Annotated in this window: 27 protein-coding genes and 1 other RNA gene; 8 read left to right on the plus strand and 20 right to left on the minus strand. The window is 41.4% G+C overall.

The features are described 5' to 3' along the window. Position 1: 1 nt before the first annotated feature. Together EL241_RS13130 and EL241_RS13135 are read right to left on the minus strand one after the other, a co-directional pair. Positions 2-1291: a polysaccharide deacetylase family protein gene (locus tag EL241_RS13130; RefSeq protein ID WP_126320657.1), complete on the minus strand. Its 1290-nt coding sequence runs from the start codon at positions 1289-1291 to the stop codon at positions 2-4. A 114-nt stretch (positions 1292-1405) separates the two neighbouring features. Next, positions 1406-3181, minus strand: a complete 1776-nt coding sequence (locus EL241_RS13135) for an oleate hydratase (RefSeq protein ID WP_036105424.1) — start codon at positions 3179-3181, stop codon at positions 1406-1408. A gap of 157 nt (positions 3182-3338) precedes the next feature. Here EL241_RS13135 and EL241_RS13140 point away from each other — a divergent pair, with 157 nt between their 5' ends. Next, positions 3339-4238, plus strand: a complete 900-nt coding sequence (locus EL241_RS13140) for a helix-turn-helix transcriptional regulator (RefSeq protein WP_036105421.1) — start codon at positions 3339-3341, stop codon at positions 4236-4238. Positions 4239-4296: 58 nt separating this feature from the next. Here EL241_RS13140 and EL241_RS13145 read toward each other — a convergent pair whose 3' ends face one another. Continuing rightward, positions 4297-4875, minus strand: a complete 579-nt coding sequence (locus EL241_RS13145; RefSeq protein ID WP_159099840.1) for a PepSY domain-containing protein — start codon at positions 4873-4875, stop codon at positions 4297-4299. A gap of 27 nt (positions 4876-4902) precedes the next feature. Then, the gene (locus tag EL241_RS13150) at positions 4903-5475 is read right to left on the minus strand and encodes a TetR/AcrR family transcriptional regulator (protein WP_003756960.1); all 573 of its coding nucleotides are present in this window, start codon (positions 5473-5475) and stop codon (positions 4903-4905) included. A gap of 153 nt (positions 5476-5628) precedes the next feature. Between EL241_RS13150 and EL241_RS13155 the strand changes: the two genes are divergently transcribed. Further along, complete coding sequence (locus EL241_RS13155; protein WP_170166168.1) at positions 5629-7251, plus strand: muramidase family protein; 1623 nt, start codon at positions 5629-5631, stop codon at positions 7249-7251. Positions 7252-7373: 122 nt separating this feature from the next. On the opposite strand, the gene EL241_RS13160 is transcribed toward EL241_RS13155, so the two are convergent. The 3 genes from EL241_RS13160 to EL241_RS13170 all read right to left on the minus strand — a co-directional run bounded on the left by EL241_RS13160 (position 7374) and on the right by EL241_RS13170 (position 9861). Next, positions 7374-7703, minus strand: a complete 330-nt coding sequence (locus EL241_RS13160) for a cyclic di-AMP receptor DarA (protein ID WP_036105415.1) — start codon at positions 7701-7703, stop codon at positions 7374-7376. Between the two features lie 92 nt (positions 7704-7795). Further along, a complete protein-coding gene (tmk, locus tag EL241_RS13165; RefSeq protein WP_036105408.1) occupies positions 7796-8428 on the minus strand; it encodes a dTMP kinase in 633 nt (210 codons plus the stop codon). 47 nt (positions 8429-8475) lie between these two features. Further along, on the minus strand, positions 8476-9861 hold the full coding sequence (locus tag EL241_RS13170; RefSeq protein ID WP_126320659.1) for an aminotransferase class I/II-fold pyridoxal phosphate-dependent enzyme: 1386 nt from the start codon (positions 9859-9861) through the stop codon (positions 8476-8478). A gap of 115 nt (positions 9862-9976) precedes the next feature. Between EL241_RS13170 and dhaK the strand changes: the two genes are divergently transcribed. From dhaK to EL241_RS13195, 5 genes are all read left to right on the plus strand, one after another. Then, positions 9977-10966: a dihydroxyacetone kinase subunit DhaK gene (dhaK, locus tag EL241_RS13175; RefSeq protein ID WP_003756949.1), complete on the plus strand. Its 990-nt coding sequence runs from the start codon at positions 9977-9979 to the stop codon at positions 10964-10966. Positions 10967-10984: 18 nt separating this feature from the next. Beyond that, positions 10985-11581 carry a dihydroxyacetone kinase subunit DhaL gene (dhaL, locus tag EL241_RS13180; protein WP_003756946.1) on the plus strand — a complete coding sequence of 199 codons (597 nt, stop codon included), beginning with the start codon at positions 10985-10987 and terminating at the stop codon, positions 11579-11581. Next, complete coding sequence (dhaM, locus tag EL241_RS13185; RefSeq protein ID WP_003756944.1) at positions 11582-11956, plus strand: dihydroxyacetone kinase phosphoryl donor subunit DhaM; 375 nt, start codon at positions 11582-11584, stop codon at positions 11954-11956. A 129-nt stretch (positions 11957-12085) separates the two neighbouring features. Then, positions 12086-12643 carry a TetR/AcrR family transcriptional regulator gene (locus EL241_RS13190; RefSeq protein ID WP_170166169.1) on the plus strand — a complete coding sequence of 186 codons (558 nt, stop codon included), beginning with the start codon at positions 12086-12088 and terminating at the stop codon, positions 12641-12643. A 24-nt stretch (positions 12644-12667) separates the two neighbouring features. Continuing rightward, positions 12668-13855: an MFS transporter gene (locus EL241_RS13195; RefSeq protein ID WP_126320661.1), complete on the plus strand. Its 1188-nt coding sequence runs from the start codon at positions 12668-12670 to the stop codon at positions 13853-13855. 193 nt (positions 13856-14048) lie between these two features. Here the strand turns inward: EL241_RS13195 and EL241_RS13200 are convergent, their stop codons facing one another. Next, positions 14049-14258: a helix-turn-helix transcriptional regulator gene (locus tag EL241_RS13200; protein WP_126320662.1), complete on the minus strand. Its 210-nt coding sequence runs from the start codon at positions 14256-14258 to the stop codon at positions 14049-14051. A 153-nt stretch (positions 14259-14411) separates the two neighbouring features. On the opposite strand from EL241_RS13200, the gene EL241_RS13205 reads away from it, so the two are divergent. Beyond that, positions 14412-16067: a peptide ABC transporter substrate-binding protein gene (locus tag EL241_RS13205; protein ID WP_036105395.1), complete on the plus strand. Its 1656-nt coding sequence runs from the start codon at positions 14412-14414 to the stop codon at positions 16065-16067. Between the two features lie 68 nt (positions 16068-16135). Here the strand turns inward: EL241_RS13205 and EL241_RS13210 are convergent, their stop codons facing one another. From EL241_RS13210 to EL241_RS13265, 12 genes are all read right to left on the minus strand, one after another. Continuing rightward, entirely contained in the window at positions 16136-16921 is a 786-nt protein-coding gene (locus EL241_RS13210; RefSeq protein WP_052009134.1) for a CPBP family intramembrane glutamic endopeptidase, read from the minus strand. Between the two features lie 193 nt (positions 16922-17114). Then, on the minus strand, positions 17115-17375 hold the full coding sequence (locus tag EL241_RS13215; protein ID WP_036105393.1) for a YaaL family protein: 261 nt from the start codon (positions 17373-17375) through the stop codon (positions 17115-17117). A gap of 17 nt (positions 17376-17392) precedes the next feature. Continuing rightward, on the minus strand, positions 17393-17989 hold the full coding sequence (recR, locus tag EL241_RS13220) for a recombination mediator RecR (protein ID WP_036105391.1): 597 nt from the start codon (positions 17987-17989) through the stop codon (positions 17393-17395). A gap of 108 nt (positions 17990-18097) precedes the next feature. Continuing rightward, entirely contained in the window at positions 18098-18415 is a 318-nt protein-coding gene (locus tag EL241_RS13225) for a YbaB/EbfC family nucleoid-associated protein (RefSeq protein WP_036105389.1), read from the minus strand. A gap of 23 nt (positions 18416-18438) precedes the next feature. Then, positions 18439-20181, minus strand: coding sequence for a DNA polymerase III subunit gamma/tau (gene dnaX, locus EL241_RS13230; RefSeq protein ID WP_036105387.1), 1743 nt, complete (start codon positions 20179-20181; stop codon positions 18439-18441). Between the two features lie 137 nt (positions 20182-20318). Beyond that, positions 20319-20774 (minus strand): DUF3284 domain-containing protein, encoded by a 456-nt coding sequence (locus tag EL241_RS13235; RefSeq protein WP_003756928.1) that lies wholly within the window; start codon positions 20772-20774, stop codon positions 20319-20321. Further along, a complete protein-coding gene (locus EL241_RS13240; RefSeq protein ID WP_003756926.1) occupies positions 20774-20968 on the minus strand; it encodes a DUF3188 domain-containing protein in 195 nt (64 codons plus the stop codon). The genes EL241_RS13235 and EL241_RS13240 overlap by 1 nt, the downstream gene beginning before the upstream one ends. Beyond that, positions 20965-21189 carry a hypothetical protein gene (locus EL241_RS13245; RefSeq protein WP_003756924.1) on the minus strand — a complete coding sequence of 75 codons (225 nt, stop codon included), beginning with the start codon at positions 21187-21189 and terminating at the stop codon, positions 20965-20967. Before EL241_RS13245 ends, EL241_RS13240 begins: the two co-directional genes overlap by 4 nt. Positions 21190-21317: 128 nt before the next feature. Further along, positions 21318-22682, minus strand: a complete 1365-nt coding sequence (locus EL241_RS13250) for a PTS sugar transporter subunit IIC (RefSeq protein WP_003756922.1) — start codon at positions 22680-22682, stop codon at positions 21318-21320. Between the two features lie 349 nt (positions 22683-23031). Next, positions 23032-23700, minus strand: coding sequence for a hypothetical protein (locus tag EL241_RS13255; RefSeq protein WP_036105385.1), 669 nt, complete (start codon positions 23698-23700; stop codon positions 23032-23034). A gap of 155 nt (positions 23701-23855) precedes the next feature. Then, an RNA gene (gene ffs / locus EL241_RS13260) (signal recognition particle sRNA large type) lies at positions 23856-24122 on the minus strand. 95 nt (positions 24123-24217) lie between these two features. Further along, positions 24218-25723 carry a gluconokinase gene (locus EL241_RS13265; RefSeq protein ID WP_052009145.1) on the minus strand — a complete coding sequence of 502 codons (1506 nt, stop codon included), beginning with the start codon at positions 25721-25723 and terminating at the stop codon, positions 24218-24220. Between the last annotated feature and the right edge of the window lie 63 nt (positions 25724-25786).

Consider the following 25786-nt stretch of genomic DNA (forward strand, 5'->3'; position numbering starts at 1 on the left):
TTTAAGCGGGTTCTTTGCCTTTGCGCTCTTTTTTGTCATAGACCTTGCGTACATCAAAAAAAGGGTCTAACACTTTATTTTTCCCAGCTAAATCTGAAGCCATCCTAATTCCGTCGACATTGATACGCGCATTGCGGTAAAAATCTTTCCCTTTTTGCCCCCAGGAGAAATGGGTAGCATCAACATTGCAGAATATCTGGAAACCTTGTTTTTTCAAATAGTTAAACTTCGGATTTTTCGTCGTATATGGCTGCCAGTCATTGATGTCTGCCCCAAATGGATAGATCAGTACATTTGTTTTTCCGATTATCGGCTTCACTTCCCGCTGCCATCTCTCGTTGTCTTGCTTGATTGCAGCAACAGAAGAAGTTGTCATATTAAGATGGCCCCAACTGTGAGATGCGAATCCCCAGCCTTCACGTTTCAATTCAGCAGCTACTTTTTTTGCTTCATGGATCGCTGTCTTTGTTTTTCGATTGTTCCCATACTCAGAGAGCGAAGTCCGATAGCCGAGAACGCCATTATATCCCGTTAACGCAATCGTTCCTTTTTGACCATGATAGGAAAAATCGGGATGTTTTTTCACAAAAGAATCCACGATCGGTATCAAATCATAATCGCCAATCTTTTTTTTACGATCATCCATATAAACATTCTTGATCTGATGATTTTTGGTGCGGATAAGCCGATCAGCAAAGCCGTCTCCTTTCATATAGGTATAATAACTTACATCATCTTGCGAAAGTATCAACGGTTTTTTCCCCTTTGGCAAACGCACACCTTTAAAATGGAGATTCCCATTTTCGGTTTTTATGATCTCATCTAATCGAACTAAGACATAGCCGCGCTCATATAGCTGTTTCAATGACTTCTCAAATTCCGTTTTTGTGACCATATATTCTTTATAACCCTTGGCCTTCTGTGAATGGAATGCTTTTTGGCTATCTATTATCAAACTGTGGAAAAAGAGATGTGGAAATTGATCTGGCTTCTTCCAATGCACCAGTTTTTCCTTTTCCTTTCCCCATTTATCCGCAAGTACTTTGCCCCGATCTCCTTGCTCTTTAAGAGTAGCAATCGCCCGATCATAATCATATTGAGCAGCAGAAAATTTGGCTGCCGCTATTTTTTTCGCTCTGATTTTTTTGGTTTTATCTATCTCGCTTGATTTAGTATGAGTCGTTTTTCTCGTATTTTTATTATTAGAACTTGTGCAGCCCGACAAAAGCAACGATAGCGAAACAACTGCTACAAAAATGATCCACCTTTGTTTTGAGATTACTTTCAACATATACTAAGCCTCACCCCTTCTATTGAAGGTCCATTTTAACATAAATGTAATATTTTTTAAAAACATAAAAAAACCGGGCTCCTATTCCAAAAATTCGGAGTCCGGTTTTTATTGTTAAATCAATTTAGCATCCCTGAGTATCTCACCAATAAACGTATCCTTGTTTTTCTTAGCCATGCGTTCGATCACTTTTCGTTCAATAAACGGAAGATCCATATCTACCAATTTTTTCTGATCAGATAAGAAATAAGCAGCATTAGTGAGTTTGCGGATATCATAAGAAGAAGCAAATACTTCTGGAACGCCGCGCTCCACGTTTAATAATTGGTAGACGGCTTCCATCGCTGTCCGGACAGAATATTCGGTTGTAAACACCGTATCCCGTTCTGTCTCCGCAAAATTGCCGATAAATGCTAAGTTTTTCGAACCATGCGGCACGACTAATGGTCTGTCGCCTTGTTTGCGTAGCATAAAGTATGAAGTGATAAACGGCATGTAAACTGGAACGACCTTGCAGGAATCTTCGTTCGCCATGTGAGAGATCTCTACTTCTGGAACGCCTAAATGGTATAGAAGCTCTTGGACGATCTCTTCCCCGCTACATGCTTCGATTGGTTTTTTGATATAGTTTCCCGGCGTGTTCGATAACAAACCGTACACCCAAGTGACCGTTTGATTATCCTTTTGTTCCTTAAAGTGAGGTTGTCGATGCGTTGCAAAGCTCATAAGCCAATTAGAATCTTTGATCGTGATGATACCGCCACTGACGATTTTCCCAGTTCGTAGTTTCCGTTGTGTCAAGCGTTCGATGTAAGGTGCGATCGCATCATTTTCCCATGTGATCGTGGCAGACACGAACCAGCTTTCTTCCGGCAAATTTTCGTAAAAAACTTCCGGATGACCAAACTCTGGTGACTGTTTAGCCAGATTTTTCCATAATGTCCAGCTACCACCGAGATCGTGCGAGATAGGCGCCGGCGTATGATGATTTCCTTGAGTAGAACTTTCTGTGATCGAGCCATTGGTCACAAATATCAAGTCCTTTTCAGTCAGCGGGATCTCTTCGCCCTGACCGTTTCTGGTGATCAGCAAACGACGAGCGGTTTTCGATTCTGCGGCAACTTCTACAGTAATATCATTTACTTGGACATCGTACTGGAAGGAGACGCCGTGATTTTTCAAATAAGCCAAAAGCGGTTTTACTAAAGATTCGTATTGGTTATATCGTGTAAACTTCAACGCTGTAAAATCAGGAAGGCCCTCAATGTGGTGGATGAAGCGTAATAAATAGCGGCGCATCTCGATTGCAGAATGCCATTTTTCGAATGCAAACATCGAGCACCAATACAGCCAGAAGTTAGAAGCAAAAAACGCTTCACCGAATACATCTTCAATTCGTTTTCCTTCTAATTTTTCTTCGGTTGCCATAACAAGCGAGATAATCTCCTTTTGGGCATCTTTAGAAAGTGTGAATTTCCCGTCATCAGGTACGCGTTCGCCGCGGTTGTGGATCATCCGGCAATTGGAGGAGTTTGGATCATCTAGGTCGAGCCAGTAAAATTCATCTAATACTGAGGCATCTTCGACTTCAAGCGAAGGAATCGATCGGAACAGATCCCAGAGACATTCAAAATGAGCTTCCATCTCGCGCCCGCCTCGTGTGACCAATCCTTCATGCTCCACTACTTTCCCGTCAAGCGATCCTCCTGCAACAGGAAGTTCCTCTAATATCCGGATCTGGTTTCCCGGCATATGTCCATCACGAATCAAAAATGCTGCGGCTGCTAAGCCTGCCAGTCCACCCCCGACGATATACGCCGATTTCTCTTCCACTCCTGCCGGTTTCCTGCTGCGTGCAAATGCTTCATAGTTCCCATTCGTATAACGCATTTCGCCCCACTTCTTTCTTTGATTAATTTTGTGAAAAAGCTATCAATGTTAATCTCTACCCTTCCACTTATTTTATAAACGAGCCCACACGTCTGCTTTTTATAGTGATAAAATCATGGTATACTTTCAAAGATTCCAACAAAGCGAGGTGCAAGTGATGAAATCCAATCGGTTATTTAAAATGGTCTATCTCTTGATGAGCAATGATAAATTATCTGCGAAAGAGTTGGCGGATAAGCTAGAGGTTTCGGTTCGAAGCGTGTATCGTTATATGGAGAATCTCTCGGAAGCCGGTATCCCGATTTATGCCAGTCAAGGCAGAAACGGCGGGATCTCTTTGCTGCCTCAGTTCCGAATGAATAGTGCTCTGGTCTCGGAAAAAGAACAAAATGATATTCTTGCATCACTGCAAAGTTTTGCCTCGATCGAGCAGAGCGATCAAGATACTTTGGACAAACTATCCGCTGTCTTCCAAAAGAAACCGATCTCTTGGATCGAGATCGATCCTTCCACTTGGAGCAACAGCCGCGAACAAAAATCTACATTGGCAATAATCAAACAAGCGATTTTCCAGTCCCAGATGCTTACTTTTGATTATCTCAATTCTAAGAATGAACAACTTGCCCGGGAAGTATATCCTTATCAAGTTGTTTTTAAAGATCGAGCTTGGTATTTAAAAGGATATTCCATAGAAAGAGAAGATTGGCGTCTGTTCAAGCTGACACGCATGCACAATGTCACAATTGACACTTTCACCTCTCCAAACACTACTTTAGTGCCGAAGCAGCAGCAATTTGAAAGTACGACGAATAAAGTAGATCTGATTTTGAAAGTGGATACGCAGCTAAGTTACCGTATTTTCGAAGAATTTTCTAAAGAAGATATTTATCCCACTGATGACGATCATTATCTTGTCACCTGTTCCATCAGCGACGGCGAATGGCTGGACAGTTATTTACTTTCTTTTGGAGCGCATCTTCAAGTGATCGCTCCGACAGCAGTTCAATTACGGCTGAAACAAAAACTACAAAAAATGCTCGCGAATTATCAAACATGATTTGTTCTACATTAAAAAAGACAGGCTTCGAATTCATCGAAACCTGTCTTTCTCTTGATCAATCTCGTTCTACTTGAATTACTTTCCCATCTGTTCCTTGTACGGTGATCTCATGTTCCTGATTACCGCTTTGAAGATTGATTTTATAGATCGGTTTTCCGTAAGAAGTATCGATCTCATAGCTTGATACGTCACCTTTCTTTTCTTTTACTGCAGCAGCCATAGCTTCTTTTGGTGTAATGATTTTTTCAAAGTCGATAACCTTGCTATAGCGGGAATTGTCATCTTTATCGGCTTTCTCTTGGTTATCTTGGAGAATTTCTTTACTTTTTGCATCGATCTCCATTTCGTATTCCGTTCTAGCTTTTTTACCCTCAATATTATAAATATACCGGCCATCATCATGTTCAAGTTTAAACTGTGTGATCGGTGTATCCGGATGTTTCTTTTGGAATTCTTGTACCGCATCTTTAAAAGAAACTTGCAAATTCTGTTTGCTCAAATCATTCTTACTTTCCATGCGATTGTCCGCTTGTTGCTTATCCCGCGGAGCTTTCGATTCGTTTCCACATGCAGTCAATGCGACCATAAAAACTGCCAGTGCAAAGATGCCCAAATATTTTAAAGTTCGTTTCACCATCGTCTCCTCCTCCATTATTGTTTTTTATGCTTTTTTTACAATCCGGCGCAACACTTCCGTTAACGTTTCCGCGTTGATATCGATCAATGGCGGCCGGTCATGGACGTCACTCTTTACTTTTTCTACCATCACTAATAAAATCACACTGTTCAAAATAAGCGATACTGCTTCGGCATCTTCCTTAGCCGTCTGCACATCTAAAAGCCCTTCAATCTTTTCATCCACCTTTTGGTATAAGTATTCCACTGCTGATGGATCGATAAACGCCATATCCTTACTTCCCATTTCTTTGACCGAAATAATCATAAAATCCCGGTATTGCTGATACAATGTCAAAATATAGCGGCTTGCTTCCTGCAGAAACACGTCATAATTTGCAAAATCTTGCTCAAAAAACGTATCTATTTCTGCTTTCATCGTTTCGATCTGCAATTCCAACGTTTGATGGATCAGATTTTCTTTATTTTTAAATTTCTTAAAGATCGTCGCTTCATTTATATGTGCTGCTTCGGCTAATTGGCGCGTCGTCGCACCTTTTATACCGTGCGTTGCAATCATTTTGAGGGTCGCATCCATAATGCTTTCGTTGGTAATCATTTCTGTTCTCCTTCCTAAAGCAAGTACTTACTTATCCAAGTATATCAAAACCCTTTGTGCAGTTCAAGCAGAGATAAATACGTAAGATTTGTGGATTTTTCACATAAAATGTGTAATAATTAATATTATTAGTAAAGTTTGAGGAGTGATTTTTTGCTTAAACCACGGAAAGTACGGATCGCGGAAAAGTTGTTAGCGGAAAAGGGTTTGAAGAAGAAAAAAATGACAAAGACGAGTATTGCATTAGCAGGAATCTCAGCAGTTGCTGCTTCCATTTCAGCACCTAGTCTTATTGCTTCTACCAATGTAGATGCCGCTGTTACGGATCAGACTATATATAGTTTTATCGATAGCATTGCACCGGCGGCAAAAGACATTGCGGCAAAAAACGATTTGTATGCTTCTGTCATGATCGGTCAAGCGATATTGGAAAGCGGCTACGGAACAAGCACACTGAGCAAAGCCCCCAATTATAATCTATTTGGGATAAAAGGAGCTTATAACGGCCAATCTGTGACTGTCAAAACGCAGGAAGATGATGGTAACGGAAATATGTCTACAATTTCTGCCAATTTCCGTAAATATCCTTCGGTCGCAGCGTCGTTGCAAGATTATGCAAACATCCTGCATAACGGTACGAGCTGGGCCCCACTTTATTATCAAGGTACATGGAAAAGTGTCGCTCCCACATATGCAGATGCTACTGCTGCTCTGACAGGTACTTATGCAACGGATACGAAATACAATATAAAAGTCAACAGTATCATCGAACAATATGGTTTAACTGCTTACGACACAGGCGGCTCACCTTCTAGACCAGCTGATGTCAATAATAATGCGAAAACTTACAAAGTGGTAAGTGGCGATAATTTATCAAAAATCGCAACAAAATATAAAGTGACTGTAGCAAACTTAAAAGCTTGGAATAGTCTGAAATCCGATACTATCTATGTCGGCCAAGTATTAAAAGTTTCTGCAGGCACTGTAACTCCAGCTCCAACACCTACTCCTCCTGCGAATAATACGACGACAACCACTTATACCGTCGTGAGCGGCGATAACTTATCGAAGATCGCAGCGAAATATAAGGTTACTGTGGCCAACTTGAAATCGTGGAACAATCTAAAATCCGACACCATTTATGTCGGGCAAAAATTGAAAGTTTCTAAAGCAACTTCTACTCCGGCTCCAAAACCGTCGGCACCGAAGCCTACTGCTCCTAGCACTTCCACAGCGAAAACGTATACCGTCGTGAGCGGCGATAACTTATCGAAGATCGCGAAAAAATATAAAGTGACCGTGGCCAACTTGAAATCATGGAACAGTCTAAAATCCGATACCATTTATGTCGGGCAAAAATTGAAAGTTTCTAAAGCAGCTTCTGCACCGGCTTCCAAACCAGCAGCATCGAAACCTGCTGCTCCAGCTGCTTCCACAACGAAAACGTATACTGTCGTGAGCGGCGATAACTTATCGAAGATCGCAAAAAAATATAAAGTGACCGTGGCCAACTTGAAATCATGGAACAGTCTAAAATCCGATACCATTTATGTCGGCCAAAAATTGAAAGTTTCTAAAGCGACATCTTCTACTGCAAGTAAAGCAAGCACTGCTTCCAGTAGCAGTTCAAGCAGCGCGAAGACCTATACAGTTAAAAAAGGCGATACTCTGTGGAGTATTGCGCAAAAAAATAAAACGACCGTCGATAAACTATCAAAATTAAATAAACTTCATTCTTCTGCCATTTATATCGGACAGAAATTGAAACTAAAATAAAAGAACGGCAGCCAGCATTTACTGGCTGCCTCTTTTTATCTTTAAAAATCAAAAAAGCGAGCAGGCTACCCTCCTCGCTTTTCCTTTAGACATACTATATGAATCAACTAATCCATTAATTATTAGAAATGGTGGAAACCATCGACTGGCATAACGAAAACTGTCGCCCCGCCTACTTGGACTTCGATCGGGTATGGTACATACGTATCAACGGTAACCCCTAGAGAAGCAGAAGGTGTGGTCATTTGTTCGCGTGATTTACAGTTTTCGCGGATAATATCCAGTGCTGTCTCGACCCGCTCATCTTCTACCCCAATCAGAAAAGTGGTATTTCCTGATCGCAAAAAGCCACCTGTAGTCGCCAGTTTTGTTGCCCCAAAGTTCTCTTTTGTCAGTGCATCAGATAGACGATTACTATCTTGATCTTGGACAATAGCAAAGATTAATTTCATCGTTTTCACGTCCCTTCTTTCGTAAATATTTCCCCAAAAATACAATTTCTAAGCATTTGCCTTATTATACTAAATTTTACGGCAATCGAAAATCATTTTCTTCCAAGGCATGTCAGCAAATCTGCTATGATCGCGTCAGCAATAGCGCCTGGTGACTGCATGGCATCGATTCGTTTAAACCGTTCGGGAAAACGATTCATCACTTCCGCATACGCTCTTCCTACACGTTGGTGGTAAACGATATCTTCCTGATCTAGTCGATTGATCTCCCGGCCTTTATTTGCAGCGATTCGTTCCAGACCTACTTCGGCAGGAACATCTAAGTAATATGTTCTGTCCGGCATGGTGTCCTCCACCGCATAATGATTGATTGCAAGAACCTCATCCATATCTAGGTTGCGTCCTCCTGCTTGATAGGCTAGCGAACTGTCTAAAAAACGATCGCATAAGACTACTAAATTTTCCGCTAGCGCCGGACGGATCGTTTCGACAACATGCTGTCTTCGGGCTGCCGCGATCAGCAATACTTCCGTGCGCGGATCCATCGCCTCATTCCCGATGCCGAGGATCACTTCGCGCAGTTTTTCTGAGATCGGGCTGCCGCCTGGTTCGCGCGTTTTGATATAGGCGATATTCTCCGCAGTCAGTTTTTCTGCTATTTTATTCCCCACAGTTGTTTTGCCAGAGCCATCCGGTCCCTCTAGCGTTATAAAAAATCCACTCATAATCTTTTCCTTTCCACTCATGTCTTTATTCAGATTATAGCACAAATCTATTCGCAAAAAACGCTTATCTTATTGTCAGCAAGTGCCTTTCCACCATGCCGATGAAGTTGCTTGCTCCTCTCTAGCTGGTGAACGATTTCCGAGGTAAGACGTTCCCCTCGCATGACCGCAGGAATACCAGGCGGGTATACAGCGATCGTTTCAGCAGAGATACGGCCGACGCTGTTTTTTAATGCCAGCCATTCTTCCTCTCGGTCTTGCATAGCTGCGTAATCTAACGCAAGCTCCGTTATAGAATTCTCGATGTTGGCTTTTTTTGCGGGTAAATCGGATTCTCGCTCCTCTAGCAGCAGATCTTCCTCGGGTAAAAATCGCATTCCTGTTTTAAGAAGTGGAAGAATCAGTAAAACCTGCTGTTCATCTGCTAATTCCGTGAAGTATCCTTTTTCTTCGAGTGCTTGCTGTAATTCAAAACCGCTATATCCTGTTTTACGGACGACCAGTTTCAGCGGATCATCTGGAAATACACAGGTAACACCTTGTTTCGTCAGCCACTCCACCCAAATCTCTTTCATTTCCATAAAAGCTGCGCTGTCATTCTCATTGTAATTTGCTAAGTAATGCCGTGCTCTATCGAGCGAAGCCATTACCAGATATGATGGACTGCTCGTTTGAAAGAGCTGGAGATAGTATGCGAGCTTGTTTTGGAGCTCAAGGGCATTTGTATGGATATGTAAGAACGCACCCATGGTGAGAGCTGGAAGTGTCTTGTGCGCAGATTGGACAACAACATCAGCGCCCAAGTCCAGTGCGCTTTCTGGAAACAGCGAACTAGCTGCTAAATGCGCGCCATGTGCCTCATCAACGAGTGCAAGCTTGCCATATTTATGGACGAGCCGAATCGCCACGCCAATGTCAAACGTCGTTCCGTAATAGCTCGGATATGTAAATACGCATGCCCGGCAGGATGGATATTTTTTCAAGGCGGTTTCCAACTGCGTCAAATCAACACCACTTGCTACTCCTAGCTTCTCATCGACTTTCGGTGTTAGGAAAATCGGAACCGCTCCTGCCAGCTCGATTCCATGCAAGATGGATTTGTGAGCATCGCGAACCACGATTACTTGATCGCCGCGCTGCAGTGTAGCAGACAGCATAGCTAAGTTACCGCTTGTCGTCCCGCCTACCAGCCAGTAACTCTTCCCGGCATGATAAGCCTCCGCCAGCAGATTCTCTGCCTCTAGGATCGCTCCGCGCGGCTCATGCAGATCATCAAGGCCGCTTATTTCCGTCAAGTCATAGGCAAACAATGAATCTGAGCATTCCGAATACAGCAACCCATTCTTATGTCCTGGTACATGAAAGGATTTTGTCCGCTTGCCGATGTGCCTTTCCAAAAGCTCCATCAACGGAATATTTTTTTGGTTCGCCACTCGTATCACCTCCCTCCTATTGTATCATCTTCCTCCAGCCTAGCACACACAATATCACGTTTTGTTTGTGCTAAACAGGGAAAATATCAAAGGACTAAAAAGGAGGTCGTATTCCATGAAAAAAATCATCAACGGAACAGAGGAAGTCGTAGAACAAATGATTGAAGGTCTCGCAAAATCTCATCCTGATTTGATTCACCGCATAGAAGGAACCCGCGTACTAGCTCGCAACGAAGCTCGTCCCGGTAAAGTCGGACTTGTCAGCGGCGGCGGTTCTGGTCATGAACCCGCCCACGCCGGATATGTCGGTAAAGGAATGCTTTCAGCTGCCGTTTGCGGTGACGTTTTCACTTCCCCCACACCAGACCAAATTTACGAAGCAATCAAAGCCAGTGATCAAGGAAAAGGCGTCTTATTGATCGTAAAAAATTATACAGGCGATGTCATGAATTTCGATATGGCAGCAGATTTAGCAGATGCAGACGATATCAAAGTCGCTCAAGTGATCGTAGACGATGATATCGCTGTAGAAGACAGCACTTTTACAACCGGGCGCCGCGGCGTGGCCGGTACTGTTTTGGTGCATAAAATTTTAGGTGCCGCTGCAGAAGCCGGTGCTGCTTTAGAAGATCTCGAAGCATTAGGTAAAAAACTCGTTTCTGCCATTAAAACACTTGGTGTGGCATTATCCCCTTGTACTGTACCAGAAGTCGGACATCCCGGTTTTGAATTGAAAGACGACGAAATCGAACTCGGAATCGGCATTCACGGCGAACCAGGCTTTAAACGCGAAAAAGTCATGCCATCTAAAGAGCTTGCCAAACAGCTCTACTTCCAATTACAAAAAGAACATCAATTAAAAGCGGACGATAAAGTTGTTGTCCTCGTAAATGGTATGGGCGCTACGCCATTAATGGAGCAATATATCTTTGCAAACGATGTACATGAACTACTTGCAGATGCACATGTCGAAGTTGCCGAGACACTTGTCGGAGACTATATGACTTCACTTGATATGGCTGGTATCTCACTCACGATCTTAAAATTAGAAGACGAAAAATGGTTGGACATGATCCATCTACCTGTTGCAACGATTGCATGGTAATGAAAGGAGGAAGAAAGTATGGCATACGATAAAACATGGGCCATTAATTGGCTCAACCAATTTTGTGACCAGATCAATGAAAACAAACAATTACTAAGTGATCTGGATCAAGCGATCGGAGACGGCGACCATGGCTTCAACATGGCCAGAGGCGCCACAGAATTGAAAAAGGTTTTGGCGGAGAAAGAACCAGACTCGTTAAAAGACGTTTTCAAAACAGCTGGAATGACGCTCGTCAGCAAAGTCGGCGGCGCTGCAGGTCCTTTATACGGTACTGCTTTTCTCAGTATCAGCAAAGCGATCGAAGGCGATACGATCAGTCCGGAAGATTTAGCGAAAGTCATTGAAGCCGGTCAAGAAGGTATCGAGAAACGCGGCAAATCCCACGCTGGTGAAAAAACCATGCTCGATGTTTGGGAACCAGTCGTGAACAGTTTACATCAAGACGAACTAAGCGATGATGTAGTGGAAGCTGCACTGCAAAAGACCAAAGATATAAAAGCGACTAAAGGACGAGCAAGCTACTTAGGAGAGCGTTCGATCGGCCACTTAGACCCCGGCGCTTACTCTTCGGCGCTTCTTTTCCACACAATGTTAGAAACGGAGGTCGATTAGATGACTAAAGCTTATGGCGTTGTTATCATCTCCCACTCTGCCGATGTTGCCAAAGGAATCGCAGAGATATTGGCACAAGTCGCCCAAGATGTACCGATCACCTATTCAGGCGGCACAGACGATGGTGATATCGGCACTAGTTTCGATAAAGTCAATGCGGCTTTTGAACAAAATGCAGCCGATACAGTTTATGCTTTCTATGATCTAGGAAGTGCCAAAATGAATATCGAAACAGTGGAAGAAGTATCTGATAAGAAAATCATTCTTTTCAATGCTCCAATATTAGAAGGAGCTTATGCAACAGCTGTTCAGATCCAAATGGATGAAAAACCAGAGATTATCGAGCAAAATCTAAAAACAATTGAAGTGAAATAATAGCTAGGCTGTTAGTGTAGAAGAATTTATACACTGACAGCTTATTTTCATATAAAAATTGTACCTACGTTGACAATGGGAATCTTTCGATATAAAATGTTAGTGACCACTAACAAGGGAGGAAATATAGTGAAAGACGCTCTCATCTTGTCTATTTTAGAAGCAACAAAAGAATCGATCATCCGCAGAGGCTACACTGCAACGACAACAAAAAGAATCGCCCAAGAGGCGAAAATCAGTGAAATGAGTTTGTTTCGTGCTTTTAAGAAAAAAAAAGACATCGTGCTTTATGCTTTAGAGCATCATCTTTGGTTCCCTGAATTTTCAGCTATTGATACGACGCATACTGCAGAACCACTTGATGTCCAACTAACACGTTTGGCACAATCTTTTTGTGAGTATATCAGCGAAGACTACATCCGGCTTTTGATCGGTTTGCGATCCCCAGATATATTTCCTGAAATCCGGGGAAAACTTACCACAGCACAACCATTTCAGACTAATCTTTCTATTTTTTTTGCTGCCTATAGCGATCAACCAGAAGTCTATGCCGAAATTTTTATGTCCACATTTTTCGGCTGGCTATTCGCACAAATATCGTATGAAGATGACTTTTATCAAAGTTCGTTCTCAACATTCAGCCGGACTGTGATACAACTTCTAGAAACTCAATTGAAACGAACTTAATCTAGCTAAAGAAAGAAGGATTTTATGTCCACTCAATCAGAAAATATTTGGACAGGACGCTTTATCATGTTAGTTCTGTCGAGTTTTACCCTCTTTATGAGTTTTCAAATGTTGCTACCCATTGTACCCAAATATGCCAAAGAAACAGGTGGCGCTGGCATAACTATTGGTCTAGTAGCTGCAGCTGTTAGTTTGAGCGCGATCGTGATGCGCTTTTACTTTTTAAAAAAAATGAACCCGAGAATGCACGCTTGGCTCTATCGCTTAGCTCAGCTTTTACTTATTATCGTCTTTGTCCTCTATTCCCTTGTCCATGATCCACTTAGTTTAATGCTTATACGCTTTTTACATGGGCTGAGTTGGGGTGTCTTGACGACTTTAAATGGCAACTACGTCGGTAAGGCGCTTCCACAACAGAAAAAAGGCGAGGGCTTTGGCTATTTCAACTTTGGAGTAACGCTCGCACTTGCAATCGGTCCATTTCTATCGCTACATTTATCAAGTACATTCAGCTTTCAAACTTTAAGTCAGATAGCTGGAGTTTTTGCCCTTATTTCGATTCTATTAAGCGTATCAGCAACAAAAGAAGTTGCTCCCGATTCGACAGTTTCAGCTTCATCCCAAGTACCACTACTTAATCAAAGACTTTCTTGGAAAAAATTACTCGTTCCCATCATTACCATTTTACTTGTCACGATCCCCTATTCTGGACTGACTGGATTTTTAACTTTATTCCAACAAGCTCGTCACCTAGGAGATCTTAGCTTCTTTTTTGTTATCAATGCCATCTTCGGTTTTGTGGTTCAATTATTCGTTGGACGATTAAGTGATGCCAAGAGTTTGCGATTCGTTTTAATACCCGCTGGCTGCTCGTTATTTTTAGGTCTGCTTCTCGTTCAGCTTACTACAACAGAAACACAGTTCTTCGTTTATGTCGGTGCAGCATTCTTTGGGCTCGGATTTGGTTCTTGCACACCACTTATTCAATCTTGGTTTAATAAACTCTTTCCACACAACATGGCTCATGTCGCTAATTTTGCCTATTATAATTCATTCGACATGGGAATGCTGCTCGGCAGTGTTATATTCGGTGTCCTGCCTGCTTTCAGCGGTTATGGAAATATCTATGGTGTAGCACTACTTTTTATCGCGCTTATGATCCTACTGCTCTTCTTTACCCGATCTAAGAAAAAACATATTGTTAAATCATAAAGTCTGCCAAAAAATAGCTCCGCCTAGCAACAGGCGGGCTATTTTTTTTGCATATATAGAACACAACAAAAAAGCTGTAAAAACCAGCAACAATGCTCTCGTGCTCCATTGGTATATCTCCGACTTTTGCTTTTTAAAAAAGGCATACGACATCGCAGTGAGCGTTACAACGATTCTCTTGAAAGCATCTATTTCATTTCTTCCCCTCTTCCAAATAAAAAATCATTTCGATTGTCTTTTCAAAAAAAGCAGACAGTTTGAATGCTAATTCCAAACTCGGACTGTATTTTTCTTTTTCGATCGCATGGATCGTTTGTCTAGAAACTCCCATTTCTGCCGCTAATTCTACCTGTGACAACTCTTTTTCTTCCCGTAATTTTTTTACATTATTTTTAACTTTCATAAGCCTCTCCTTGTAAAGTTATCTTTACATAAATTTTAATAAAAAATATTTTCTTTGTACAGAATAAAATAAGATTTTAGCAAATATACAGAAAACACTTTATTTTTCTGAAAACTTAGTATAAACTGATAAATAATAAAGAGGGGGAGAATTATGAAAATAAAATTACTATTACCGATCTTGTTGATTATTAGCATTGTTGGCTTAAGTGCTTGTGGGAGCACTAACAAATCCGGCGCAGCTTCCGATGGAAAAAGCAAATCTAAAGTTGTTAACTTAATGGAAAACGCGGAGATTCCTACAATGGACTCCAAAAAAGGGACAGATGGTGTAAGTTTTACAGCACAAAATGAAGTATTTGAAGGTCTTTACTACTTGGACGACAACGATCAACCTAAACCAGGTGTCGCAGCATCCGCTCCGGAAATCAGTAAAGACAAAAAAGTATATACGATCAAACTGCGTGACAACGCTAAATGGTCTGATGGCTCTGCAGTAACAGCAGATGATTTCGTTTATGCATGGCGCAAAGTCGCTGATCCAAAAACAGCTGCAGAATATTCCGTACTGTTCGACGGCATTTTATTAAATGGCACGGATATCATCAACGGCAAAAAGAAACCGGAAGAACTTGGTGTAGAAGCAGTCGACAAAAACACATTAAAAGTAACCCTTGAAAAGCCGACACCATACTTCTATTCCTTGCTGACATTCCCGACATTCTATCCGCAAAAAGAAAAATATGTTGAAAAACAAGGCGAAAAATATGCAACTTCCAGCAAGAACATGCTCTATAACGGACCATTTGTCATGAAAGATTGGACAAATACGAGTAAAAGCTGGTCTTATGAAAAGAATCCGAATTACTGGGATAAAAAGAATATCAAAGTCGATAAAATCAATCTTCAAGTCGTAAAAGAACCAGGTGCTGCCGTTAACTTGTACAACACAGGAAAACTGGATCGCGCTAACCTCTCCGGCGACTATGCGAAACAAAAACATTCCGATAAAGATTACAAAACCGCTTTAGAAGCTTTTGTCTACTATCTGAAATTCAACCAGAAATTAGATGGCAAAAAAACGGATTTCCAAAACGAAAACTTGCGTAAAGCGATCGCCCTTTCCGTCGATAAAAAAGAAATTGTTTCAACCGTATTAGGAAATGGTTCAACACCGATCAACGGATTCGTTCCAGCTAAATTTACCTTCAATCCCAAGACAAAAGAAGACTTCCGCAAAGAAAGCGGCGATCATCTTGTTTACAACAAAAAAGAAGCACAAAGCTATTTTGAAAAAGCGAAAAAAGAGCTTGGTAAGTCTACTTTCCAAATCGAACTTCTAGGCGATGACCAAGAGTTTTCCAAAAAAATGACCGAGTACCTACAAAACCAAATCGAAAGCACATTGAAAGGAATCAAGATCAAAATCAAAATTGTTCCTTATAAATCGAGACTACAACTTGACCAAGATCAAAAATATCAATTAGAACTAACAAGATGGGGACCTGACTATCAAGATCCAATGACCTTCCTAGCTAACCAAATCACAGATAACAACTACAACCGTGCTAGCTACTCCAACAAAGAATACGATAAACTGCTTAAAGAAGCATCGACAACATTGGCAACTAAGCCAGAAGAACGCTGGAATGCAATGTTGAAAGCAGAAAAAGTACTGCTCGACGATGCTGGTATCGCTCCGATTTATCAATCTGGAACGGCTGCGTTGCAAAAACCAACACTGAAAGGATATACCACTCACTTATTCGGACCACCAACAAGTTACCGTTCGATCGAGTGGAGTAAATAAAAGAATCGCATACATGCCACTCTTAAATATGGCATGTATGCGATTCATTTTTGAGTTACAATATGGAATCAAACATCCTCTCTCTTCCACATCCACCAAGATACAACCAAAAAAATACTGGAGAAAGCTACCGTTGTCCAATCTAATCCATGCATTATTCCGACACTCGCATCAATGTATAATTTAAAGAAAATATCTGTGGTATCAATAATAGCATGGAGAAGTACAGGAATCAGTAAATTTTTAGTCTTATAGTAGATAACTGCGAAAAAAATACCCGCAGGAACAGCCGAAATAACTTGATTTATTGTATCCCAATATCCTTGCCAGCCAAAATTCATGAGATGGACTATACCAAAAAGAACACTTGAGACCAAAATAGCTAGTAATGGTCCATTCTTATGTTTGTTGAATAACACTAAAAAGCTATTTAAAAGTCCTCCCCTAAATATAAGTTCTTCAAAAAAACCAATAAATAATGCGCTAACAAAAGCTAGCGTCAAACCTCCTAAACCAGTTCCAATACTATAGTTAAATAACGTGTGGTCACTAATAAAGATAACATTATAGATTGCTATCAATAACGCAGGCCAACCAAAAATTAAAAAATACTTCATTTTTTTCCATGAAAATCCAAAAATGACTTTCAATAGATAACGTGCAATCAAGAAAAATAATAATGCCATAAATCCTTGAAAGACAGCGATAGGAACCGGTAACATTCCCACTTCTTTTCCACCATAAAGCATTACCCCAAAGTTAGGCATGGGAAATAGAGCGAATGTCAGCATAAATATCATTGTGGTTATTAATAAAGCTATATTTTTTTTGCGATTTTCAATTTCATCTATCATTTTTCATGCTCCTCCAAATTCATTTTATTGTTTTTTATAAGAATACATCATATTTACTGTTAAAGTTTAAATAAATGTGCAACGAATTCTTGCTAATAAGTAATTTTATTCATATTTATGCCTTATTTTTATAACTTTACTTTATAAATAAAGAACGAGAAGATCTATTTAATAGGTCTTCTCGTTCTTTATTCTATCTAGGCTGATGGTCATTCTTCACTTTCCGGTGACGCGCTTCTTTAAATAGATATAAATATCTGGCTTCTGCTTTTTTCTCATCATATTCCAGTTCTGGACTATATTCAAAGCTTTTCCGCAGCATTACTTTTCGGCGATGCCAATCTTCTTGCGTCACATTGATCAATTCTAATAAATAGTTATCATAGGCTTTATGAAGTTTTCCGACCTTATGCTTGCGTTTGCTGCTACTATGTTTATATTTTCTTGATTCCATGCCTAGAGCACCTCCATTTATAGTTCGCGTCTTCCTTCCAATGCTTTCGACAGCGTCACTTCATCTGCATATTCCAGATCTCCGCCAACAGGCAGGCCATGGGCGATTCTGGTTACTTTGATACCACTCGGCTTGATAAGTCGCGAAATATACATGGCTGTGGCTTCTCCTTCTACATTTGGATTCGTCGCTAAAATCACTTCTTGGATCGTATCATCTTGGAGACGCTTGATCAAGTCAGGAATATTGATATCTTCCGGTCCGATTCCGTCCATTGGCGAGATCGTGCCGTGAAGGACATGGTAAAGTCCGTGATAGTCACGCATTTTTTCCATCGCGATAACATCTCTTGGTTCTTCTACCACACATACCACATGTTGATCCCTCGTAGTATCTGCACAGATATAACAAGGGTCTTGTTCCGTGATATGACCGCAAACGGAACAAAAGCTTAGGTTTCTCTTTGCATCTACTAATGCTTTTGCAAACCCTAATACGTCATCCTCTTTCATATCTAACACATAAAAAGCTAATCTTGCTGCCGATTTAGGACCAATCCCTGGCAATTTCATAAAACTATCCATTAGTTTTGTTATCGGCTCTGGATAATGCATCTTGTTACTCTCCTTCATTTTCCTCAAATTACTGTTTCACGTGAAACAATAAGGACTCTAAAGACAGATTCCCTAGAGCCCTTTTGAAAATCAAATTTTATTTTGCACTTACATTCCTGGCAAATTCATACCTTGAGTGAAGCGACCCATTGTTTTCGCCGTCATATCTTCTACTTGTTTCAGCGCATCATTTGTAGCAGCTAATACAAGGTCTTGTAACATTTCGATATCTTCCGGATCAACGACTTCTTCTTTGATCGTTACATCTTGGACAACGCGTTTACCAGTTACACGGACAGTCACCATTCCGCCACCAGCAGTACCAGTAAATTCTTGTACCTCTAAATCTGCTTGTGCTTTTGCCATTTCCTTCTGCATTTTTTGCATTTGTTTCATCATACCTTGCATATTTCCCATTCCACGCATTATAAAATCTCCTCTTTCATTTTTTATTCTTTTATTTCGAGTAAATCCTCACCGACTAATTTAGCTGCTTCTTCTAAAAATGGATCTGCTGCTTTTTGTTCTTTCGGTTTTTCAGTCTGCGTTTCTTCTTGTCCGCTTTCTGCTAGATCATGAGTGCTGACATATGATTCTCTTACTTCGATCCATTGATCTTCCGGTATACCGATAAATTGATAGTTTGCTTTGGTTAGTCTAGAGATCCCATTCGTCACATTATCAACGAATGTACTATTTTCCATTGCCATTTGGCAGTGGATCTCGTGCTTAAATTTTAACACAAATGTATCTTCCGATGCAGCTACTGGCTCTGCATCATTTAACAAAGCTGCTTGAGAAGCCATCAGCATGCTTAAAAGTTCTTTCCAGCAGCTGCGGATCAATTGCAGATTGTCTTTTTTGGCCTCATTTAAAACATGATTGATCTTTCCGACCGGCGCTTTGAAAGCTTTCCCATTGTTCATAGCCTGCTTTTTCTTCGTTGCTGACCGAGATTTTTCTTCTTGAGGTGCTGTTTGCACAGTACCATTTGCCAATTGTCGTTTTAGCTGATCTAGTTCTGACTGCATTTTACGCATGCTTGCTTGCAATTCCTGCAATTGCTCATCATCTGCTGCTGGACCTGCAGTCTGTGTTACTTCTGACTGACCAGATTGCGTCATTTGTACCATTGCCACTTCTACGTAAATGCCTGGGTGGTTAGAAAAGCGCATCTGCTGCTGCGTATCGTTTAATACTTTTACGCAATGATAGATGACCGCTGCATCTGCTTTTTTAGCTAATGCTTCAAAGCTATCATCTACTAGTGCACGTTCTAAAGCTTCATCCAAACCAGGAGCCTTTTGATATAGTAAAATATCACGGAAGAACACTAATAAGTCTTCTACCAGACGTACTGGGTCTTTTCCTTCCGCAAGCAAAGAAGACAATGTTGAGATCGCTTGTTTTGGATCTTTATCCATCACAGCTTCCACGAGATCTGTAAGCAAATTCTGCGCGACAGACCCGGTGATCTCGAGCGCATCCTCCACACCAACTGCTTCGGAACCGAAAGAAATAACTTGATCCAGTAGACTTAGCGCATCTCGGAGTCCGCCTTCTGCGGCGCGTCCGATGATCTGCAGTGCCTTGTCTTCATATTGGATCGACTCGCTGTCTAAAATAGATGCCATATGGGCAGTGATGTCTTGGGTGGTAATCCGTTTGAAGTCAAACCGTTGTACACGTGAAATGATCGTTAGCGGCAGTTTGTGTGGCTCGGTAGTGGCTAAGATAAAAATAACATGCTTCGGCGGCTCTTCCAAGGTTTTTAACAGCGCATTGAACGCTCCCGTGGAAAGCATGTGGACTTCATCAATAATGTATACTTTATATTTAGAATTCGTTGGCGCGTATTTTACTTTTTCGCGGATATCCCGAATTTCCTCTACACCGTTATTGCTGGCTGCATCGATCTCTAGAACATCTGGGTTTGATCCATCTGTGATCCCTTTACATGTGTCACATTCGTTGCAAGGTTCTCCATCTGTACTGCGTTCACAATTGATCGCCTTGGCAAAAACTTTCGCAGCACTTGTTTTCCCCGTCCCGCGCGGACCGGAAAACAAATAAGCATGCGAGATCTTATTTTGAACAATGGCGTTCTGAAGCGTTTTCGTGACATGAGATTGACCGACAATGTCCTGAAAGGCTTGCGGGCGAAAAACGCGATACAATGCTTGATATGCCATTTGTCACTCTCCTCATTGTCTTGGTAGTTATATTATAGCTTATCTGAAGTCTTTTGATAAGGAGAAACTGTCAAAACTTAGAAAAGATACAGCCGCTATCCAAGCAATAAACTTGCTGGACCATAGCGGCTGTATCTTTAGGAATTGGCTGCTCCGCCGTTCTTTTTCTTGCTGTCCTCGATAATCGAATACTCGATTGCTTTTAAAAGGTTTTTGACTCTTTTTTTGCGGAAAAAGCCAAGTAATAACCCGACGATCATATTGTTCATCTTGTTCATTGCTTTTTCAGTTTCGATCTTTTCGTCATACGTGACTTCAGAAGTGAACTCGCTGATACTTTTGATCGTATATGTCGTAGTGTGGGTGTTGAGCCGACCCTTTGTTTCAAATTGATAAGTTTCGTTAGGTTTCACTTGAAGAATCGTTGTTTTTGCAAAGCTGCCATTATTCATCGGGCGTGTATAAGAGTAGCCTTCTAATTTGCGGATCGGGATTTTTTTACCGATTTTCTTCTCGATATCATAGGCAGATGATTTTACCAATGTATCAAATACTTCTTTTTGCGATACCATTATTTTTTGCGTTACTTGCATTATTCTCCCCCACTCTTCTTGTTCTTTCTATTTTTCCGGATACTGGACACTAAAAAGATACTGCCAGCGATCACGATGATTAAGCCAATAACAAGCATTGGTCCATTTGCCAGTCCGTTTGAGCCGTAATTAGGGCTAAACATGATGACTAAGAGTCCAATACTGATAAGAAATAGCGCATTTGTAAATTTCATGATCCGACCACACTGACTTGGAAGTATAGAACGGCACCGATTTCTGTTGACTTGATAAGTTCTTTCGCCACTTTTGCTGCTTCTTCGCTTTCCAAATTCGATTCGAACGTCATTTTCATTCCTTGTTCCGCTACTTTTTTAAAAGAAATGCCGTTCTCCTGATAATTTTCTAATAAGTCCGTTATAAAATCACGTTTCATTGCACAATTGATGTTGATCATGAAAACGCCTCCTTATAAATATAGTTTACCTGCATTATGCTTGTGTTGCAATATATTTCGGCGCAGAATCACTCTGCATAATAGAAAACTTATCAGTGCGGCATATCGCTGCACTGATAAGCGAGTCATTAAGCTTTCATTTCTTCTTCTGGCGGTCCTACCCGGTTAGCGGTAAGGACGAACGGTGTCCAGATCACAAAGCCGATCACTAAATTGATCAGTGAGATGACTGGCGCCACCCAATCCCCGCCTGTCGCAATAAAGGAATTGAACAGTGGCGGCATTACCCATGGAACAGCAGCAATAACAGGGCCTACAAGTCCTAATGCCGTTGCAAAATAAGCTACTGTTACCATTACAAGCGGCGCGATAATGAACGGGATCAAATAGATCGTATTCAATACGATCGGCAAACCGAACATGATCGGTTCATTGATATTAAAGATCCCTGGTCCAAGTGATAGTTTGGCGACTGTACGGGCATCAGCGCGTTTGGAAAAGACTAACAGCGCGATGACTAACACCAACGTACCACCTGATCCTCCCATCCAGACATACGCGTCAAAAGATCCCCGGACCCATTGGAATGGCAAGGACGCTCCTTCCTGAGCAGCGGAAATATTCTGTAATTGTGCCGTTCCCCATAGCGATTCAAGGACTGGTGCCAATACATTTGGCCCATGGATCCCAAAGAACCAGAGGACTTGGACCAGCAGTGTCACTAGGAAAACAGCTCCATACCCTTGCGACATCGCCAAAAGTGGTTCTTGGATCGTATTCGAGATCCAAGTGATAACATCCATGCCTGTCAGTTTTGTAAAGCCCCAAACGATGATACCGCAGACATATAATGCTACTAAGGCCGGAATAATCGCAGCGAATGCTTTACTTACTGCTGGCGGAACCGCTTCCGGCATTTTGATCGTGATCTTTGCCTGCATGAGTTTTGCATAAATGATCGTAGCTAAAAATCCGAAAATCATTGCTGTGAAAAGTCCAGTTCCATTAACTTGCGCTAAGCTGAAAAAGCCATAAATACCTGAAAATTCCTTAGGCAATGTGTTGACATCAAACGACGCATTCGCTGCGCCGATCGCACTTTTTACAGTTTCTAGATCGACAGTTACAGCTAAATTCATCATAAAGGCTGCTAATGAGACCAATCCTCCAGCCAAACGATCTACATCGTACGATTTAGAAATATTATATCCTAGTGAAAAAGCGAAAATAATCGAGACGATTGCAAGTGTCCCATTGTAGACATATCCATTAATACCAATCAGTGGATCCATTGCGGCAACAAACCCTGTCCAACCCCATTCTGTTGGAAAATCACGGAAAAAGACATTGAGCAGTACTGCTATGGAACCAGCCATTGTGATCGGCATGGTAGAAATAAAGGCATCGCGGAGTGCAACTAAGTGTTTCTGTGATCCGATTTTTGCTGCTACAGGTACAAAATATTTCTCTAAAAATGCTGTTAAACCATTCATGTTATTTTATATCCTCCCCTATGTCGTTGTATTTCTTCGCCCTTCCTTTTTATGTATTGCCCTTCACTAGGTATTTCTCCAAAAAACGGGCGAATCGCATATCGTCAGGTTTCCCCCTTTCAAAAACGATAGGCTTACTTTTATAAAAGCAAATACCATGCCAAGATTAGAAACAGTGTCAAATCAATATTCACAATACTAAATATGAAGCGCTTACACTGATTGATATAACTGTGTATTTTGTTTGTGTAAAAGTAGTAGTAGGTTTATTCACATCCCTCATGGAAGCTAGTAAGAAAGCAAACAAAAAAACAGTTATCCTTTTGTAAGGACAACTGTTTTCCATATTTTACTTCTCATCACGGATCTTAAACTCGATCATCTTCTTCTCTTTATCCACTGTTACTGTGACTTTTTTATTCAATTTGTCATGGAATAATTTCGTAATATTGATAAAATCATCGTAATTGCCTACTTCAGACTTTTCGTATCCTTGCAGGACGGTTGGTTTGATCCGTTCGATATATTTATCCGTAGATGTTTCCTCAGGATCATAACGATAGATCTCGGTACCTTTTTTATTATGTAACGAGAATACGGCATAAATATCTTTATCCATTTTTTTCAGTGATTCTTGAATCACATAGGCATTATCAGAGACACTAAAATCGACCGTACCATCGTACAGCTTGCTATCTGTACTCTTTTTCACCTCAAATTGACGGTATGCCAAGCGGAAGAGATAATCTAAGTCATAATTACTGTTTATGCGGAAGTAAAGGTCTTTATCCTGCCCTCGCTTATCCACTGCGATATCCGTAATATTTATGGGCGAAATCTCCAGAGACTTCCCATCCTGCATATAAGCAAGCTGGTACTTTTCCAGTACTTCTTGTCTTTGGAAGAAACCAAATACAATGGCGAGTACTGCAATACAGGCGATCGCTACAAGAATAATAATGTAGCTGATGAGCCGTTTTCTGGAAAGTTTTAATTTATCTTGTCGCATCTTTTTCATCCTTCATATTCAAACTATTTTACTCTATTGTATCAGTTTCACAGCAATAATTACATCTATAAGTTTATTAATTCGTAGGAAAGCTTACCATAGAATGCAAAAAGTCCTTCTCTATTTTAGAAGAGAAGGACTTTTCTTTATGATAAAATTTATAGCCGTGCACCTCATATCGACTTACTATCACTCGCGTTACCTTAATAGTTAGCTCGAGCCCGGCAACCTCGCGGCACATGGGAAGCACTGCTTAATGCTGCTTCCTTCCGGACCTGACATGGTTCACAGGTTCCCATTGCGCAAGACCAAGCTGTCAACACCACTTGTTAAGGGCAGGCCAAACAATAGATAAGCCTCAAATGAGGAATTCAATCCCGCTAGAGCGGATTGCGGGTTACAGGGCGCCGCTATCTCCCCATCTAGCACGGCAAATGTGCTACCAATTTTAAGAACTCTGAAAAAGAGCTCAACTATTAGTTTACAAGCTTACCCGTAAAAGTGCAAGTCTGAATACTGACTTTCCTTAAATTTCTTGGTATTTCTCTTTCCAGGCAATAATGTTTTCATATGTCGTCAATAGACGCTGGTTTGCCTCGTTGAACAGATTTCGCAAATCGCGATAGCGGTCTCGGTATTCTGCTCGTGGTGAGAATGTTTGGGCGACCCTTTTTTCGTGACCGATCTCCAAGGTTTCCAGCCAGCCGATCGCCTTCATGCCAACGATCGCTGCGCCAAGACCGGAACCTTCAATTGTTTCTGCGACACGGACTTCGCGTTCTAAAATGTCTGCCAACATTTGACACCAGAGCGGCTCGCTGGCTAATCCACCGGTCACGTAGATAATATCTTCTTTTTCCGCGATCGCTTCATAGACACCTGCCAAGTTCAAAGCAATGCCTTCTAAAATAGCACGAACCATCGTTTTTCTCGTATGATTGATCGTAAGGCCAATAAAATCACCAAACAGATTATTTCTCCAAAGCGGTGCTCTTCCGCCAAGTAAAAATGGCAAGAACATCAAACCATTAGCGCCGGGAGGAACATCATCAGAGAGTTTCAAGAAATCGGAAAAATCCTCTTCTTCTTTTCCAAATTGCTTGAAAGCCCACTCGACGACTTTCCCGCCGTTATTCACTGCACCGCCGATCACATATGGTCCAGCAGCAGCGTAACAGAATGTTCTGCCGGCTTTATCGACTTGAAATTCTGGAACAAGCTTCCGTACTGCACCACTAGTTCCGACTGTGACCGTGACTTCATTTTTCCCCAAAGCTTGGATACCGATATTCGCCAGGGCACCATCGCTTCCACCGATCACAAAGGCTGGATCGCCGGTAAGTCCGAGGTCTCTTGCTGTGCTGTCATTGTGAAAAGCGGTGGTTTCGGACACGACACGTGGCAGTTGGTCCGGCTTCAATCCGATGATATCCATCGCTTCTTTTTCCCAATCATGCTCTTTTGGATTATACATCCCGGTTCCGGAGGCAAGCGACTCATCGATCACCCATTCATGGAACAGTTGATAGAACACATAGGATTTGATATCCGCGAAAATTTTCGTTTTGGCTATCAATTCTGGCTGTTCCTGATTCAGCCAAGAAATTTTTACAAAAGGACTCATTGGATGAATCGGTGTACCTGTTTTTTCATAGATCAGATGACTATCGTAGTTCTTCTTCAAATGCTCTGCAGCTTTCGTACTGCGATGATCCGCCCATGTGATCGCAGGCGTGAGTGGCTGATGAGTTTCATCAACCAAAATCAGACTATGCATCGCTGAACTGAAAGAGACCGCTCGGACGTCCTCACTAGGTATAGCGCTTTCATCAATAACATGGCGAACAGCATTTTTAACAGCGTCCACCATCGTATCTGGGTCTTGGACGGCTCTTCCTGCATCATCTGTGATCAAGTCGTAAGAGATCGCATGGCGGTGGATCAATTTTCCGGTATGGTCAAATAAGACCGCCTTTGTGCTTGAGGTACCAATATCGACACCAATGATATATTTTTCTTCCACTTTTCTCACCTTCAGTCTTTTATTTACACGAGCTTCATCTGTGATTTTAACAATAAAAAACACCAAAGGCAA

Source organism: Listeria grayi (genome assembly GCF_900638015.1).
Taxonomy (GTDB): domain Bacteria; phylum Bacillota; class Bacilli; order Lactobacillales; family Listeriaceae; genus Listeria; species Listeria grayi.